The 15,760-nt window shown below is 73.9% G+C and carries 14 protein-coding genes and 1 tRNA gene; 5 read left to right on the top strand and 10 right to left on the bottom strand.

The annotated features are described in order from the left end of the window. The first annotated feature begins 8 nt into the window (after positions 1–8). Both IF129_RS11300 and IF129_RS26710 read left to right on the top strand, forming a co-directional pair. Positions 9–2,276: a heavy metal translocating P-type ATPase gene (locus tag IF129_RS11300; protein WP_191209427.1), complete on the top strand. Its 2,268-nt coding sequence runs from the start codon at positions 9–11 to the stop codon at positions 2,274–2,276. Positions 2,277–2,364: 88 nt separating this feature from the next. Then, the gene (locus IF129_RS26710; RefSeq protein WP_263576212.1) at positions 2,365–2,493 is read left to right on the top strand and encodes an LPFR motif small protein; all 129 of its coding nucleotides are present in this window, start codon (positions 2,365–2,367) and stop codon (positions 2,491–2,493) included. A gap of 65 nt (positions 2,494–2,558) precedes the next feature. Here the strand turns inward: IF129_RS26710 and IF129_RS11295 are convergent, their stop codons facing one another. Next, the gene (locus IF129_RS11295; protein ID WP_191209426.1) at positions 2,559–2,765 is read right to left on the bottom strand and encodes a hypothetical protein; all 207 of its coding nucleotides are present in this window, start codon (positions 2,763–2,765) and stop codon (positions 2,559–2,561) included. A 429-nt stretch (positions 2,766–3,194) separates the two neighbouring features. On the opposite strand from IF129_RS11295, the gene IF129_RS11290 reads away from it, so the two are divergent. Continuing rightward, positions 3,195–3,500, top strand: coding sequence for an acyl carrier protein (locus tag IF129_RS11290; RefSeq protein WP_191209425.1), 306 nt, complete (start codon positions 3,195–3,197; stop codon positions 3,498–3,500). A 19-nt stretch (positions 3,501–3,519) separates the two neighbouring features. On the opposite strand, the gene IF129_RS11285 is transcribed toward IF129_RS11290, so the two are convergent. From IF129_RS11285 to IF129_RS11250, 8 genes are all read right to left on the bottom strand, one after another. Next, the gene (locus IF129_RS11285) at positions 3,520–4,332 is read right to left on the bottom strand and encodes a VOC family protein (protein ID WP_191209424.1); all 813 of its coding nucleotides are present in this window, start codon (positions 4,330–4,332) and stop codon (positions 3,520–3,522) included. A 74-nt stretch (positions 4,333–4,406) separates the two neighbouring features. Beyond that, positions 4,407–5,702 carry an MFS transporter gene (locus IF129_RS11280; protein ID WP_191209423.1) on the bottom strand — a complete coding sequence of 432 codons (1,296 nt, stop codon included), beginning with the start codon at positions 5,700–5,702 and terminating at the stop codon, positions 4,407–4,409. 26 nt (positions 5,703–5,728) lie between these two features. Then, positions 5,729–7,000 (bottom strand): ATP-grasp domain-containing protein, encoded by a 1,272-nt coding sequence (locus tag IF129_RS11275; RefSeq protein WP_191209422.1) that lies wholly within the window; start codon positions 6,998–7,000, stop codon positions 5,729–5,731. Further along, positions 6,997–8,295, bottom strand: coding sequence for an ATP-grasp domain-containing protein (locus tag IF129_RS11270; protein ID WP_191209421.1), 1,299 nt, complete (start codon positions 8,293–8,295; stop codon positions 6,997–6,999). The genes IF129_RS11275 and IF129_RS11270 overlap by 4 nt, the downstream gene beginning before the upstream one ends. Continuing rightward, on the bottom strand, positions 8,292–9,287 hold the full coding sequence (locus IF129_RS11265; protein WP_191209540.1) for a PLP-dependent cysteine synthase family protein: 996 nt from the start codon (positions 9,285–9,287) through the stop codon (positions 8,292–8,294). The genes IF129_RS11270 and IF129_RS11265 overlap by 4 nt, the downstream gene beginning before the upstream one ends. Before the next feature lie 74 nt (positions 9,288–9,361). Beyond that, positions 9,362–10,030, bottom strand: coding sequence for a serine O-acetyltransferase EpsC (gene epsC / locus IF129_RS11260; protein WP_191209420.1), 669 nt, complete (start codon positions 10,028–10,030; stop codon positions 9,362–9,364). 161 nt (positions 10,031–10,191) lie between these two features. Next, positions 10,192–10,265: transfer RNA gene (locus IF129_RS11255), tRNA-Met, on the bottom strand. Positions 10,266–10,418: 153 nt separating this feature from the next. Continuing rightward, positions 10,419–11,942, bottom strand: a complete 1,524-nt coding sequence (locus tag IF129_RS11250; protein WP_191209419.1) for an MFS transporter — start codon at positions 11,940–11,942, stop codon at positions 10,419–10,421. A 103-nt stretch (positions 11,943–12,045) separates the two neighbouring features. Between IF129_RS11250 and IF129_RS11245 the strand changes: the two genes are divergently transcribed. After that, entirely contained in the window at positions 12,046–12,918 is an 873-nt protein-coding gene (locus IF129_RS11245; protein ID WP_191209418.1) for a helix-turn-helix transcriptional regulator, read from the top strand. A gap of 117 nt (positions 12,919–13,035) precedes the next feature. Here the strand turns inward: IF129_RS11245 and IF129_RS11240 are convergent, their stop codons facing one another. Further along, positions 13,036–14,556, bottom strand: a complete 1,521-nt coding sequence (locus tag IF129_RS11240) for an MFS transporter (RefSeq protein ID WP_224754749.1) — start codon at positions 14,554–14,556, stop codon at positions 13,036–13,038. A 129-nt stretch (positions 14,557–14,685) separates the two neighbouring features. Here IF129_RS11240 and IF129_RS11235 point away from each other — a divergent pair, with 129 nt between their 5' ends. Beyond that, a complete protein-coding gene (locus IF129_RS11235) occupies positions 14,686–15,591 on the top strand; it encodes an NAD(P)H-binding protein (protein WP_191209417.1) in 906 nt (301 codons plus the stop codon). Positions 15,592–15,760 lie beyond the last annotated feature (169 nt).

Here is a 15,760-nt window from a genome sequence, read left to right as displayed (position 1 = left end):
GAGCCGTGATGACCACCGCCGCCTCCCGCACCGCCGAGGTCGAACTCGCCATCGGCGGCATGACCTGCGCCTCGTGCGCCGCGCGGATCGAGAAGAAGCTCAACCGCATGGACGGGGTCGAGGCCACCGTCAACTACGCCACCGAGAAGGCCAAGGTCACCTACGGGGGTGACGTGGCCGTGGCCGATCTCATCGCCACGGTCGAGGCCACCGGCTACACCGCGGCCGAGCCCCCACCCCGCGGCCCGGCCCCCGACCTCGGCGGACCCCACACCGGGGAGGCCCCGGGCGGCGGTCCGGACGCGCTGGCGGCGCTGCGGCAGCGGGTGATCGTCTCCGCCGTGCTGTCCGCCCCGGTCATCGCCCTGGCCATGATCCCGGCCCTGCAGTTCACGTACTGGCAGTGGCTGTCCCTGACGCTGGCCGCCCCCGTCGTGGTGTGGGGCGGGCTGCCGTTCCACCGGGCCGCCGTGACCAACGCCCGCCACCGGGCGGCCACGATGGACACCCTGGTCTCGGTGGGCACCTCGGCCGCGTTCCTCTGGTCCCTGTGGGCGCTGTTCCTCGGGACCGCCGGGACACCGGGCATGACGCACCCCTTCGAGCTGTCGATCTCGCGCAGCGACGGGGCGGGGAACATCTACCTGGAGGCCGCCGCGGGCGTCACCACGTTCCTCCTGGCCGGCCGGTACTTCGAGGCCCGCTCCAAGCGGCGGGCCGGTGCGGCCCTCCGGGCGCTGCTGGAGATGGGCGCCAAGGAGGTCACCGTCCTGCGCGACGGCCGCGAGCACCGCGTCCCGACGGCGGAGCTCGCCGTCGGGGACCACTTCCTCGTCCGCCCCGGCGAGAAGATCGCCACCGACGGCGTCGTCGTGGAGGGCTCCTCCGCCGTGGACGCCTCGATGCTGACCGGCGAGTCCGTCCCGGTGGAGGTGTCCGTGGACGACGCCGTCACCGGCGCCACGCTCAACGCCGGGGGACGGCTCGTCGTACGGGCCACCCGCGTCGGCGCGGACACCCAGCTCGCGCGCATGGCCGAGCTGGTGGAGGAGGCGCAGAACGGCAAGGCCGCCGCGCAGCGCCTGGCCGACCGCATCTCCGCCGTGTTCGTGCCCGTCGTCATCGTGCTCGCGGTGGGCACCCTCGGCTTCTGGCTGGGCAGCGGCGCCGGGCTGACGGCGGCCTTCACCGCCGCCGTCGCCGTGCTGATCATCGCCTGCCCCTGCGCCCTGGGCCTGGCCACGCCGACCGCCCTCATGGTCGGCACCGGGCGCGGCGCCCAGCTCGGCATCCTCATCAAGGGCCCCGAGGTCCTGGAGACGACCCGCCGGGCCGACACCGTCGTCCTGGACAAGACGGGCACCGTCACCACCGGCCGGATGACGCTGCTCGCCGTCCGCACCGCCGAGGGCGAGGACGAGGAGCGGGTCCTGCGGCTGGCCGGCGCCCTGGAGCACGCCTCCGAGCACCCCGTCGCGCGGGCCGTCGCCACGGCGGCCGCCGAGCGCGTCGGGGAGCTGCCCCGGCCCGAGGACTTCGGCAACGTCCCCGGCCTCGGCGTGCAGGGCGTCGTGGAGGGGCACGCCGTCCTCGTCGGTCGGGAGAAGCTGCTCGCCGCGTGGTCGCTCCGCCTGCCGGAACCCCTGGCCGCCGCGAAGGCCGAGGCCGAGGCGGGGGGCCGGACCGTGATCGCCGTCGCGTGGGACGGCGAGGTCCGGGCCCTGTTGGAGGTGGCCGACGCCGTCAAGCCCACCAGCGCCGAGGCCGTTCGGCGGCTGCGCGGGCTCGGCCTCACCCCCGTCCTGCTGACGGGCGACAACACCGCCGTCGCCCGCGCGGTCGCCGCGGAGGTGGGCATCGACGAGGTCATCGCGGAGGTCATGCCGCAGGACAAGGTCGACGTCGTGCGGCGGCTCCAGAGCGAGGGACGCTCGGTGGCGATGGTGGGCGACGGGGTCAACGACGCCGCCGCCCTCGCCCAGGCCGACCTGGGGCTGGCCATGGGCACCGGCACCGACGCCGCCATCGAGGCGGGCGACCTCACCCTCGTCCGGGGCGACCTGCGGACCGCGGCCGACGCCGTCCGGCTCTCCCGCAGGACGCTGGCCACCATCCGGTCGAACCTCGTCTGGGCCTTCGGCTACAACGTCCTGGCCCTCCCGCTGGCCGCGGCCGGTCTGCTGAGCCCCATGATCGCCGGAGCCGCGATGGCGTTCTCCTCCGTCTCGGTCGTGGCCAACAGCATGCGGCTGCGCTCCTTCCGGGCGGCGGACTGACCGGCCGCCCCGCCGACGGGTTTCCGTCCGGCCGCGCCGGGCACGCGCTGGGCACGGACCCCTTGCGGACCAGGACGGAGGCACCATCATGCTGAGGGCCATCGCAGACGTACTGCGCTCCATCGGCGGAGCGCTCGCGACCCTCGTCACCCTGCCCTTCCGGGCTGTCGCCCGGCTGTTCAGCGGGGCGTCGAGCACCGCCCGCGGTCGGCACTGATCCGGCGACGACACACGGCTGCCCCGGACCGTTCGGTCCGGGGCAGCCGTGTGGTGCGCGGTACGTCAGTCGAAGTCGACGCAGACGTTGCCGCCGGAGAGGTTGATCAGGCCGTACTGGTCGCCGTACGAGTTGCAGGCGTTCACGACGGTCGTGATCTCCGTCTCGTATGCGTCGCCGCCACGGTCGCAGGCGGCGGCGGTCCCCGCGCCGGCCATCACGCCGAAGGCGGCGATGGCGGTGGCGGCGGCCAGGGTACGGATGCGGGTCATGTCTCTCCTCCAGGTCGAGGGGGTAAATGTGATCAACTGCAATTTCGCACCAAACCGCCCTTTTCACACCTGGGGTGAGCCATCCGTGCGAGCCGCCGCCACGCACCCCCAAACCGCCCGGACGGCCGAGGACGAGCGCCAACTCCGCTCCACGGCAACCGAGTCGGAACCCCGCGCCGCCGCCCCGGGCCGTCCGATCCGCTGCGTCCGATCACCTCGACAGGCGCACCCGCGAGGATCCGACGCCCGTGCCCCCGCAGGCCCCGTCCCGGAACCCGCCGGCCCGTGGCGGATGGCCCACGAGGGTGAAGACGGCGGGACGGGGACGGCACGCTACCGGGAGCGCGCCACGGCGGCCTGCATCGTGGAGCCCGCGCGTCGGCCCGCTGCCGCCGCGCCGCCGTCGGACCGTCCCGGAAGGGGAATGCGATGTCTGTGGCCCTGAACCTGCTCGTGGAGATCCTGCACGAGACCTTCGGCCTCCCGCGGATGAACCTGCATCCGCACGCGACGTTCGCCGAACTCGACATGGACTCCCTCGCCCTGACCGAGCTGGGCACGATCATCGAGGAGCGCACCGGCCTGCGCATGGAACGCTTCGCCGTCACCTGCAACCTGACGGAGGCCGCCGACCTGCTCGACCGCGCCGCCGACGCCTACCTCGACTCCCTCGCCTCGGGCGAGACGGTCGCAGCCTCGGGCGAGACGGTCGCAGGCGCGGGCGGAACGGCCTGAGGCGCGGGCGGACGCCGCCTCACTGCGGCGGCTGGGGCTTCAGCAGCACGAAGTCGGCCCCCGCCTCGTCCACGAGGACCGCCATGCGGCCGACGCCCTCGGCGTCGTCGGGCCCCATCCGGAGCATGCCGCCCATCTCCTGGGCGCGGGCCACGGCGACGTCCACGTCCTCCACCGCGAACACGGGGTGCCAGTAGGGCGTGCCGCCCGTCGTCGCGAAGGCGTCGGCGGGCAGCTCCATCAGCCCGCCGTGCATCCGCTCCTCCGGCTGACCGGCCGGCGTCAGGCACGTGTAGGTGCCCTCCGCGTTCCCCGGGAGCGGCATGTCGTCGAACCGCCAGCCGAACACCTCGCCGTAGAAGTCGCGGGCCCCGGCGGCGTCCGTGGTCATCAGCTCCGTCCAGCACAGGCTGTTGGGGGCGTCCGTCAGCTGCAGGCCGGAGGACCCGTCCGTCCCGGGCTGCCAGGCGGCGAACTGCCCGCCCTGCGGGTCGGTGTACTGGGCCATCCTGCCCTCGCCCGGTACCTCCATCGGAGGGACGCGGACCGTGCCGCCGAGGCGTTCCACCGCCCGCGTCGTGGCGTCGATGTCGTCGGTGCCGAAGTAGACCATCCAGGCGGAGCGGGCGCCCTGCTCCTCCAGCTTGCCGACGGCGCCGACGTACTTGCCGCCCTCCTGGAACATGGCGTAGCCGACCTCGCCGTCCTCGCCCTCCATCGTCTCGGTGTCCCAGCCGAAGACGGAACGGTAGAAGGCGGTGGCGGTGTTGATGTCGGGAGCACCCAGGTCCAGCCAGGACGGCGAGCCGGGTGTGAAGTCCGTAGTGATCATGGCGATGTCCTTTCGCGTCGATCCCCTCGGCGTCAGGTTCGCACCCGCCTCTGACAGTCGCCTCCCGACGCGGTTCACACCCGAACGCGCCGTTTCCCGCCCGCCGACCGTCCCGGTGGCGCGGTGGGCGCCGGGACCGCCGACCCCGCCGGGGCCCCCGCCGGATCCGCCGTTCGGGCGGGCGCAGGCGCGTCCGGCCGCACCGCGTGCGCGGGCAGCCGGGGCTCCAGCCGCACCATCCCCACCGCCGAGACGGTCACCCCGGCCGCCAGCAGCAGCCACATGCCCGTCGGGGACAGGGTCAGCAGGGCCGTCAGCACCGCAGGGGCCAGCGCGATCGGCACCGCCCAGGAGAGCTGGTAGACCGCCATGTGGCGCCCGCGCGTCGCCTCCGGGGCCGCCTGGGCGACCAGCGCGGAGGCCGTCGCCCCGTGCATCAGCTCACCGGCGGTGAAGGCCGCCGTCGCGACGAAGACGCCGACGATCAGCGTGGTCCCGTTCGACAGGACGCCGAGCAGCGCGAAGCCGCCGAAGGAGCCGGCGAACACCACCGCGCCCAGCGCCACCGCGCGCGTCCTGCGGTACCGCACGAGGAAGCGCGTCACCGGGATCTGGAGCAGCGCGATGCACACCGTGTTGACCGCGTACAGCACCCCCACGAGCGAGTGGGACGCGTCGAGTTCCCGCGTGATGTAGACGGGCAGGCTCACCGACAGCACCATGTAGCCGAACGCCGTCGGCACGTTCAGCGCCGTCAGCCCCATGAACGGCCGGTTCCGCATCACCGTGCGGAAGCCGCTGCCCGGCACGGGCGGGCGTCCGGCGGCCGACGCGGCCCCGCTCCCCGTCCCGATGGTGCGGATGAGCAGCGCCGCGGAGACGTACCCGGCGCTGACGACCAGCACGATCACCGTGTACGCCGAGTCGCTGCCGAGCGCGAGCAGCCCGCTGGCGACCAGACCGCCCACGCCCAGCCCCGCGTTGCGCAGGCTGCGCTGCGCGGCGAGCAGCGTGTCGCGTTCCGTGCCGCGCGCGATCTCCGCCACGAAGGACTGTACGGCGGGCGGGAACGAGACGTCCCCGAGGCCGACGAGCAGCAGCACCCCGAACATCGCGTACCCGCCGTCGACCAGCGGGTAGGCACAGAAGCCGACCGCCCGCAGCAGGTAGCCGCCGACCAGGACGGCCCGCGCCCCGAAGCGGTCGATGAGAACGCCGGCGGCCGGGTTGCTGAGCAGCGCGAGGACGGCCGCGGCCGTCATGATGGTGCCGACCCGGGTCAGGGGCAGGTCGGTCACGTGGTGGAAGTACAACAGCGACAGCGGCAGGAACATGCCACTGCCGGTGGCGTCGACCACCATGCCCAGCATGTACCGGACCCTGGTCGACGGCCGCTTCACGAGGCGCCCTCCAAGGCCGCTTCCACCACGGTCCCGGCCAGGACGCGATCGCCCAGCGCCCGCAGCCGACGCTCCGCCTCGGCCCGCGACGACCCCGAGGCCACCGCCGCCGACAGGAAGTCCGAGGACGTGGCGGCCCGGGGGATCACCTGGCCCGGCCGGACGTACAGCCAGAAGCCCTCCACCCACGGCTCGTCCGGCGCCTCGGGCACCGCACGGACCCGGCCGGGCCGCTTCATCGTGAGCACCTGGCCCGCCATGGCGCGCGGCCGGGGCCGCTCACCGCCGCCCAGGCCCGCCAGCGGCAGCCCCGCCTCGGCCCGCGAGGCGTACGCACCCAGGTGCATGCCGAAGAGCACCTCGAAGACCTCCCGGATCTTCGCGCCCCCGGGGCGGCAGGCGATCTCGCACAGCACGAGCCGGTCGTCGGGGGTGTGGAAGATCTCGGCGTGGAACGCGTGGTCGCGCAACCGCGAGCCGCCGCCCGTCAGCGCCGCCAGCGTCCGGTCCGTCAGCTCCAGCAGCCGGGGCGTGAGCGGGTCGTCCTCATCGAGCGTCAGATCGACGCGCGGTCCCGGGTCGGCGCCGAAGGAGGAGAGGTCGTACTGGTACTGCGACGGCCAGGCCGCCGCGACGCGGCCGTCCACGACGAGCCCGTCGACGTGGCACATCCGGCCGGGCACGAACGCCTCAAGCAGGACGTCCTCGCGCGGCCCGGCGCCCGTGAACAGCGCCGCCAGGCAGTCGGCCAGCTCCGCCTCCTCCCGGACGACGCGCAGCCCGATCGCGTTGAAGCCGTCGCGCTCCTTGAACACCAGCGGCAGCCCGTGCGCGTCGGCGAACGCCCGGGCCGCCCCGGCCGTCGCGGGCACGGTGTGCGGGGCGACCTCCACGCCGTGCTCCGCCGCCAGCCGCTTCATCAGCAGCTTGTCCCGGAACGGCAGGACGTCCCGCGGCCACGCCCCGGCCAGCCCGAGCCGCTCGCGCAGCCACGCCGCCCGCGCGACGTCCGCCTCGTGGAAGGCGATCACCGAGGTGACGCGGTGGCGGACGGCCAGCTCCAGCGCCCGCTCCAGGACGCCGGGGGCGTCGAAGTCGTCGAAGACCTCCAGGTGCGCGTAACCGAGGTCGCCCGCCGGGGGCTCCTCACCGGCCGCCAGGATCTTCCCCCGGTCGGCCAGCAGGACGACGTCGCCCTCCAGCCCGGTCAGCCACTCCCGGTAGGGGAAGGGCTCCAGCGGATTGCGGTGCAGCACCAGGACGCTCACGCCGGACTCACCGCCCGCTCCACGATCCGCGCCGCCCGCGCCCGGCGGGAGACGCCGTCGGCCGCGCGCACCCGCACGTCGACGACCTCGTCGACGACCTCCGCCCCGCGCCGGACGGCGGCCGTCGTGTCCTCGGCGGTGACGGCCACCAGGCCCAGCCGGTCCCAGTTGTCGGCCACGTCCCGGACGGCCTGGCCCGGACGTGCGGTCAGCCGCACGTCCAGGACGTCGTCCCGGTGCAGCGCCTCCTCGACCCCGCCGACGGACTCCACCTCCCCCGGCTCGCCCACCACCGCCCGCACCGCCGCCCCCGCGTGCGCCACGGGCCGGTCGGGCAGCTCCGCCACCAGCCGGAACGGCCAGCCGAGGGCCAGCGTGCCGAGGTCCACCCCGTACGCGGCCCGCACCAGCTCCGGAATGGCGTCACCGGCGACCCGGTTGTGGCTCTCGATGACCCGCACGCCCCGCTCGCCGATCCGAATCTCGGTGTGGCACACGCCGTCGCGGAAGCCCATCAGGTCCAGGAAGCGGCCCACCTCGGCCCGGACGCGCTCCTCCGTCGCGGGCGCCACCCGTGCGGGCAGGGCGTGGCCGAGCTCGGCGAAGTGCGCCGGATGCGTGAACTTCTCCGTGATCGCGACCACGACGTGCCGGCCCGCGAAGCTGAACGACTCGACGCTGAACTCCGGCCCGTCGAGGTACTCCTCCATCAGGAAGTCCCGCAGCAGGAACAACGACGTCACCCGGTCGGTCCGGGTCCCCGACAGCGCCCGCACGCGGGCCCACACCCGGTCCGCGTCCTGCGGCCCGTCGACGCGCTGCACGCCGATGCTCGCCGTCGCGTCCGTCGGCTTCACGATGAACGGGTAGCCGTGCCGCACGCCGAACGCGTCCAGCTCCGCCCGGCTCCGCAGCGGCTCCGCCGCCACCGCACCCGGATCGACGGCCGCCAGGTGGGCCCGCATGACCCGCTTGTCGCGGAACCGCCGGGCGACCTCGTGGCCCGTCCCGCCCAGATCGAACAGGTCGTTGACGCGGGCCGCGTTCTCCAACCCCGGCTCGGTCAGCGACGTCGCCGCCGCGAACCCCGGCGACGCGAACAGCTCCCGCACGACGGGCTCCACCAGCTCCCACCGCGTGTAGTCCACGACCGTCAGCGACGCGGTGAGCCGCCGCTGCTCCTCACTCACCTTGGTCGGATGCTGGAGCAGCAGCACGTGCAGCCCCAACTCCACCGCCTGGCGCACCGTCTCGTCGGTCGCCCCGACGAGCAGCACGGTCCGTTCCGTCCTCATCGGCCCTCCCCCTCCGTCCGGTCCGCGCCGGGGTCACCGGCGGCCTGCGACCAGATGCTCAGATACCGCTCGCCCGTGTCGGGCAGCACCGTCACGATCGTCCGCCCCGCGCTCTGCGGCCGACGGGCGACGCTCAGCGCCCCGCAGACGGCCGCCCCCGAGGAGATGCCCGCCAGGACACCGACCCGCGCCGCCAGCCACCGCGCCGTCGCCAGGGCGTCCTCGTCGGAGACGACGAGGACCTCGTCGATGAGCCTCACATCCGTCGTCGGGGCGACGAAGCCGCCGTTGAGGCCCGGAATGGCGTGCTCCCCGGCCCGCCCCCGCGTCAGCAGCGGCGACGAGGCCGGTTCCACCCCGATCGCCCGCACCCCGGGGTCGCGCTCCTTCAGGTATCCGGCGGTGCCGCACAACGTCCCGCCCGTCCCGATCCCGGCCAGGAACACGTCCACCCGGCCCCCGGTGTCGGCCCAGACCTCCGGGCCGGTGCTCTCCCGGTGCGCCGCCACGTTCGCGGCGTTCTCGTGCTGTCGGGCGAACCACGAGCCCCGCGTCCGCTGGTGCAGCTCCCACGCCCGGTCGATGGCGCCCTGGTAGAGCAGCTCACGCGGCGTCAGCACGACCTCCGCGCCCAGCGCCTCCAGCAACGCGACCCGCTCCCGCGTGACGCTGTCGGGCAGCACGATCACACACCGGTACCCGCGCACCGCGCTGAGCGCCGCCAGCGCGATCCCGGTGTTCCCCGACGTCGCCTCGATCACGGTGCCGCCGGGGGCGAGCCGCCCGGACTCCTCGGCGGCCCGCAGCATCCACAGCGCCGTCCGGTCCTTGACGCTGGACAGCGGGTTCGCCGCCTCCAGCTTCCCGAGCACCCGGACGCCGGGCGCCCCGTTCTCGACGGGGATCCTCAGCAGGGGGGTGTTCCCGATCAGCTCGTCGATGCCGTCGACGACCCGTGGCGGCGTCGCGACGGTCGGCGGCTCCAGTGACATGCGGTGGGACACAGGCGGTCTCCGTTGCTGGTGGGGTCTGGACGAATGCGGCGCCGTGCGCGGACCCACCGGGGTCACCACGAGCCCATCGTTGCGGTCTGACGGAGCAGTTCGAGTCGGTGCCGGGGCACGTCCCGGTCGGCCAGGGCGGCGCCGGGGGCCTGCGTCGTCGCCCCGGGCGGCACGTCCCTCAGCACCATGGAGTGCGCGCCGACCAGCGCGCCGTCCCCCACGGTCACCGGGCCCAGGACGGAGGCGTTCGTGCCGAGGACGACCCCGTCCCCGATCACCGGATGACGGCGCTCCCCCGGCGCCCGCAGGTTGTCCTCCCACCAGCCCCGGGCGCCGAGCGTCACCTGGTGGTAGATCGTCACGTCGTCACCGACCACGGCCGTCTCCCCGATGACCACGCCCGTACCGTGGTCGACGAACACCCGCCGCCCCAGCGCCGCGCCCGGATGCACCTCGACCCCGGTGGCGAAGCGGGCCGGCAGGCTCACCAGCCGCGCGGCGATCCGCCAACCCCGCCGGTGCAGCCGGTGCGCGACACGGTGGGACCACAACGCCGGCAGCGCCGGATGCAGCAGCGCCTCCCGCCGGCTCCGGATCGCGGGATCCCGCTCCACGACGGTCCGCAGGTCCTCCGCCAGCATGCGCCGCAACCCGAGCGGCGACCCGGCACCCCCGCGCACGCGCCGACCCGTCACACCACTCGGCACATCCCTGACGTCCACATCCGGCACGACGGCTCCTCGCTCGCCTTCGGGGTAACGCCCCTCACGCTGCCACCCCCCGCCCGAGCCCCACTCGAACCCGCAGCACGCCCCCGCCGCCCCCGCCTCTCCTGGAAGGCGTCGGAACAGCAAAATGGCCCGGCGCTGATGCGCCGGGCCACTTCGGCCAGTAGCGGGGACAGGATTTGAACCTGCGACCTCTGGGTTATGAGCCCAGCGAGCTACCGAGCTGCTCCACCCCGCGTCGGTGAACACCACCTTACGCCATGGCCGACCCTCCTTCGACCACGCCCCGGGAGGCCCCGCCCGGCGCGGAGACGCCCGCGGCCCGCCCCGCCCGCGGCTTCTGGCGAGCGAGGCGGGTGGGACGGGCCGGGGCGGGTCTGTGCGGGGGCGGTCAGGGCCTGCCCGCCAGTTGCTTCTGGGCGGGCTCCTCGGTGTCGGTCGGGGCCGGTTCGCCGGCCGTCGCCTTGGAGAGCCAGCGCAGCGCGGCGGCACCGAGCGCGACGTGCAGCAGGCTGGCCACCAGGACGGCGGCGTGCAGGCCGGTGACGAAGGCGCCCTGCGCGTCCGTGAGCGCTGCGGGCAGGAGGTTCGGCAGCTCCAGCGTCTCGTCCAGGGTGGGGGCGAGGTCCGGGCCCTGGAGGCGGAAGATCAGTGCGGCGAGCGAGCCGAGGATCGCGATGCCGAGCGCGTTGCCGATCTCGTTGCTGGTCTCCGCGATCGCGCCCGCCGACCCGGCACGCTCCGCGGGGACCGCGCCGACCGCGGTGTCGGCGACGACGCTGAAGGAGATGCCGTACCCGACTCCGGCGATCACGGTCGCGGCGATGTACCAGCCGACGCCGCTGGTGACGGTGACCGGCAGGAGCAGCAGCAGGCCGCCGGCGATGGTGAAGTGGCAGATGATGAGCGCGGCCTTCTTGCCGATGCGGTCGACGAAGGCGGGCGTCACGATGCAGGTGACGGTGAGGACCGCCGCCCCGGGGAGCGCGAGCAGCGCCGCGTGCAGGACGTCCAGGCCCAGGACGGACTGAAGGTAGATGCCGGACAGGAACGCCGTCGCCGACCACGCCGCCAGCGGCAGCAGACCCGTGATGATCGCGATCGTGAAGGTGCGGTCGCGGAACAGGGAGAAGTCGATCAGCGGGTGCTCAAGGTGCCGCTGGCGGAGGGCGAAGAACGTCAGAACAGCGAGGCCGAGGGCGCCCGTCAGGACCGGCAGGAGCGAGAGGCCGTCCGCGGCCAGGTGCTTGAGACCGTAGATCGTGAGCAGCAGACCCCCGGCGGAGGCCACGACGCTGGCCAGGTCGACGTGGCCGGGCCGGGTCGACCGGACCTCGCGCAGCAGGACCGGGGCGAAGGCCAGGAACACCACGATGACGGGCAGGTTGACCAGGAACACCGAGCCCCACCAGAAGCGGGTGAGCAGCAGCCCGCCGACGACCGGCCCGATGGCGAAGCCCGCGGCGAACGCGGCGGCGAAGATCCCGATGGCACGGGCGCGCTGCTTCGCGTCGGGGAACAGTTCGCTCAGCACCGCGAGTGCCGAGGGCAGCAGGGTCGCGCCGGCCACGCCCATGAGGGCCCGGCAGGCGATGAGCAGCTCCGGGTTCGGCGCGAACGCCGCACCGACGGACCCGAGGCCGAACACGGTCGCGCCGGTCATCAGGAGCTTCAGACGGCCGTAGCGGTCACCGATGCTGCCGAAGGCGACCAACAGGGACCCCACGGCGAAGCCGTAGATGTCCAGCATCCACAACGCCTGGTCGGCGGTGGGCGAGATGGCCTCGGTGATGCTCGGCATCGCCAGGAACAGGATCGAACCGTCCATCGAGACCAGCAGGACCGGGCCGAGGATGACCGCGAGCCCGAGCCAGGCCCGCAGGCCGGGGGAGGTGTGCGCATGCTGTTGAGTCATGCCCTCGACGGTCCGGCACCGCGCGCGCGACAACCATCCCCGTGCCGTGGGTACACCCGACAGGTGCACCCACGGACCCGCCCGGCGTCCTAGTCTCGAACGTATGGAGAGCCTCGGAACGTTTCTGAAGAGCCGCCGTGATCGGGTCACTCCGGCCGAGATCGGCCTGCGCACCTACGGCACCTCCCGACGGGTCCCCGGTCTCCGGCGCGAGGAGCTCGCTCAGCTCGCCGGGGTGAGCGCGGGCTACTACACGCGCCTGGAGCAGGGCCAGGCGGAGACGGCGTCCGAGCAGGTGCTCGACGCGCTGGCCCGGGTACTCAAGCTCGACCAGGTGGAGACCGTCCACCTGCACAACCTCGCCCGGCAGTCCGCGAAGCCCGGCCTGAGCGAACCCCCCGCCGAGGAGCCGCACCGGCGCGTCCTCGCACTCCTGGAGTCGCTCGGCGAGGCCACTCCCGCGATCGTCCTCGGCCGGCGTGGAGACGTGCTGGCGTGGAACCGCACCGGGCACGCGCTCTTCGCCGAGCACACGCCCTACGAGGCGCCGCGGGACCCGGAGCAGCGCCCGTCGATCCCCCGGATGTTCTTCCTCGACCCGCACACCCGCGAGATGTACCGCAACTGGCACGAGCTGGCCCGCGTCCACGTCGCCTACCTGCGGCTCACCGCGGGCCGGTATCCGACGGACGCCCGACTCGCGGGCCTGATCGGGGAACTCAGCATGCACAGCCACGACTTCGCGACCATGTGGGCCACCGGCGACGTCGCCGACTGCACCGTCGGGGCCATGCACCTACAGCACCCCACCGTCGGTGCGGTGAACGTGGACTACCAGGTGTGGCTCCAGCCCGACAGCCCCGACCACCGGGTCGAGATCTACACGGCGAACGACTCCACCTCGTCCGACGCGGTGCGGGTCCTGACCCAGCAGAGCGGCCGGGACGACCAACCGGAACTGAGCGAACACCGCTGAACCGGACGGACCGGGCCGCCCGGACGTGAACGGCGGGCCGACGGACGGCCGCTCCCGTACGACGCCCGGAGGGGTGAGCGTCGTACGGGAGGTGGCGTGCCGGGTGTGCGCCGGGGGTCAGGACACGGGCTGCTCCTCCCTGCGCGGGAGTTCCTCGACGGCCGCGTCCGGCTCCGCGGCCGCGTCCGGCTTCTCCCGCGGCAGCCAGCGCAGCGCGAGGAGGCCGAGCGCGAACGTGAGGGCGGCGGCGACGCCGATCGCCGCGTGCAGCCCGGTGACGAAGGCCTCCTTGGCCTGCTCCGCGTCGTCGGCGGAGAGCCCCGGGGTGCTCAGGGTCGTGTCGAGCGTGCCGTCGGTGCCCGGGCCGAGGAGGCGGAAGAGGAACGCCGCGAGCGAGCCGAGCAGGGAGACACCGAGCGCGTTGCCCAGCTCGTTGCTCGTCTCCGCGATGGCACCGGCCGAACCGGCCCGCTCCGCGGGCACAGCGGCGACAGCGGTCTCCGCGACCAGGCTGAAGGAGAGCCCGTAGCCGACGCCCGCGATGACGGTGGAGGCGATGTAGAAGACCGCGCCGGTCTCCGTCCCGGCGAAGAGGAGGAGCACCAGGCCGGTGCCCATGAAGAAGTGCGAGGCGATCAGCGCGGTCCGCTTGCCGAGCCGCTCGACCACACCGGCGGTGCCGACGCAGGCCGTGGTGAGCACGGCCGCCCCGGGCAGCGCCAGGAACGCCGCCGTGAGCACGCTGAACCCGAGCACCGACTGCAGGTACACACCGCTGAGGTAGCCGGCCGCGGCCCAGGCCACGAGGGAGAGGAGACCCGTCAGAACGGCGACGGTGAAGACCCGGTCACGGAAGAGCTTGAGATCGAGCAGCGGCTCGTCGAGCGTGAGCTGCCGACGCACGAACCAGACCAGGATGGCGACGCCGACCGCGCCGACGGCGAGCTGCCCGACGGAGAGGCCCTCCGCGGCGGCGGTCTTGACCGCGTAGACGACGAGCAGGATGCCGAGCGCCGACTGCGCCACGCTCAGCGGGTCCACCCGGCCGGGCCGGGCCTCGCGGACCTCCTTGAGGAGCTTCGGGGCGAAGGTCAGGAAGACCGCCACGACGGGCAGGTTGATCAGAAAGACCGAGCCCCACCAGAAGTGGTTGAGGAGCAGGCCGCCGACGACCGGTCCCACCGCGAAGCCCGCCGCGAAGGTGGCCGCGAAGATCCCGATCGCGCGGGCGCGCTGCCTGACGTCGGGGAAGAGGCTGCTGACGATCGCCAGGCCGGACGGCAGCAGCGTCGCGCCGCCAATTCCCATCAACGCCCGGGAAGCGATGAGGAGTTCAGGAGTGCCGGTGAAGGCGGCACCGGCCGAGCCGAGGCCGAACAGGCTCGCGCCGCCGAGCAGGAACCTCAGCCGACCGTGACGGTCGCCGAGGTTGCCGAACGCGATCAGCAGCGAGGCCACCACGAAGCCGTAGATGTCCACGATCCACAGCGCCTGACCGGCGGTCGGGGCGATGGCCTCGGTCAGACTCGGCATCGCGAGGTAGAGCACCGAGTTGTCCATGGCCACGAGCCCGACCAGGCTCAGGACGAGAGCGAAGCCGAACCACGTCCGGCGAGGTGTTGAGCTGCGCGCAGTCAACGTACTTCCTCCATCGAGAAGATAGGGGGCATGATGATGTTTCCGAAGTGACCGAGCACTCCGGGACACGGCGTGGCGGTGATGCGCCACGCGCGCGGGGGATCTTGATCGGGGGACGGGGGACAGGCCGTGCTCATCGCACTGACCGGCGCGACGGGGACGGTGGGGGGCCACGTGGCCCGCCTCCTGGCCCCGCGCCACCGGCTGCGCTGCCTGACCCGCTCACCCGAGCGGGCGTCCCACCTGGGGGTGCCCGGCCTGGCCGTCGGGGCGGACCTGGGCGACCCGGCCTCGCTGAGACGAGCCCTGACCGGGGCGGACGCGCTCCTGGTGGTCACGTTCGACCCGCTACGTGACGTTCATGACGCGCACCTCCTCACCGCCGCACGCCGCGCCGGGGTCCGGCACGTCGTGAAGCTCTCGGCCCTCGCGGTGACCGACCCGCGGGCGCAGGACGCGATCACGCGCTGGCAGCGCGCGTGCGAGGAACGGGTACGGGCCTCCGGGATGTCCTGGACGCTGCTGCGCCCCCGCGCGTTCATGTCCAACTGCCTGAGCTGGGCGGAGACCGTGCGCGACGGCGGCGTCGTGCGCACGTTGCACGGCGGCTCCCGGAACTCCTGTGTCGATCCGGGGGACGTGGCCGCGGCGGCGGCCCGCGCGCTGACCGGCCGGGAGTACCGGGGAGGGACGTACGCGCTGACGGGCCCCGACCCTCTCTCGGCCCGCGAGCAGGTCGCGCAACTGGCGGAGGTGCTCGGCCGTCCCGTGCGTCACGAGGAACTGACGGAGGCGGAGGCCCTGCGGGCGTGGCGCTCCCGCTACCCCGCCGAACTCGCCCGGGCGCTGCTGGAGAGCGCGGACCGACAGGCCCGTGGGGCCAAGTGCGGTGTGCACGACGGCGTGCGGGAGGCGACCGGCCGTAAGCCGGGTACGTTCCGGGCGTGGGCACGACGCCATGAGGCCGCCTTCCGTACGAAGTCCGTCGAGGGCGCGGCGCCGCCGGCCGGTGTGACGGCAACGCCTTCGGCCTAGGCGGCACGGAGCCGGTCCGGTCCGGGGCCGTCGAGGGGTCCGGACCGGCCCGGGCCGTCCGGGACGGTGAAGGGCCCCCACCGGCTCTCGGCCCTCGACCGTCTCGGCGTCCGGCCCGGTGTCGCGCTCTGTCGCACCCGTGCGCGCCGCGAGGAGACTCGCGACCGAG

Origin of the sequence: Streptomyces chumphonensis, from assembly GCF_014779715.1 — a bacterium.
Classification (GTDB): domain Bacteria; phylum Actinomycetota; class Actinomycetes; order Streptomycetales; family Streptomycetaceae; genus Streptomyces; species Streptomyces chumphonensis.
Note: the sequence above shows the minus strand (reverse complement) of the source record. Positions and strands in the feature narration are given on the sequence as shown.

Coding starts and splice junctions, on each gene's coding strand:
- IF129_RS11300 (WP_191209427.1), top strand. CDS start 9: ATGACCACCGCCGCCTCCCGCACCGCCGAGGTCGAACTCGCCATCGGC.
- IF129_RS11290 (WP_191209425.1), top strand. CDS start 3,195: ATGTCTGTGGCCCTGAACCTGCTCGTGGAGATCCTGCACGAGACCTTC.
- IF129_RS11270 (WP_191209421.1), bottom strand. CDS start 8,295: ATGAGGACGGAACGGACCGTGCTGCTCGTCGGGGCGACCGACGAGACG.
- IF129_RS26710 (WP_263576212.1), top strand. CDS start 2,365: ATGCTGAGGGCCATCGCAGACGTACTGCGCTCCATCGGCGGAGCGCTC.
- IF129_RS11265 (WP_191209540.1), bottom strand. CDS start 9,287: ATGTCACTGGAGCCGCCGACCGTCGCGACGCCGCCACGGGTCGTCGAC.
- IF129_RS11285 (WP_191209424.1), bottom strand. CDS start 4,332: ATGATCACTACGGACTTCACACCCGGCTCGCCGTCCTGGCTGGACCTG.
- IF129_RS11245 (WP_191209418.1), top strand. CDS start 12,046: ATGGAGAGCCTCGGAACGTTTCTGAAGAGCCGCCGTGATCGGGTCACT.
- IF129_RS11295 (WP_191209426.1), bottom strand. CDS start 2,765: ATGACCCGCATCCGTACCCTGGCCGCCGCCACCGCCATCGCCGCCTTC.
- IF129_RS11280 (WP_191209423.1), bottom strand. CDS start 5,702: ATGCTGGGCATGGTGGTCGACGCCACCGGCAGTGGCATGTTCCTGCCG.
- IF129_RS11250 (WP_191209419.1), bottom strand. CDS start 11,942: ATGACTCAACAGCATGCGCACACCTCCCCCGGCCTGCGGGCCTGGCTC.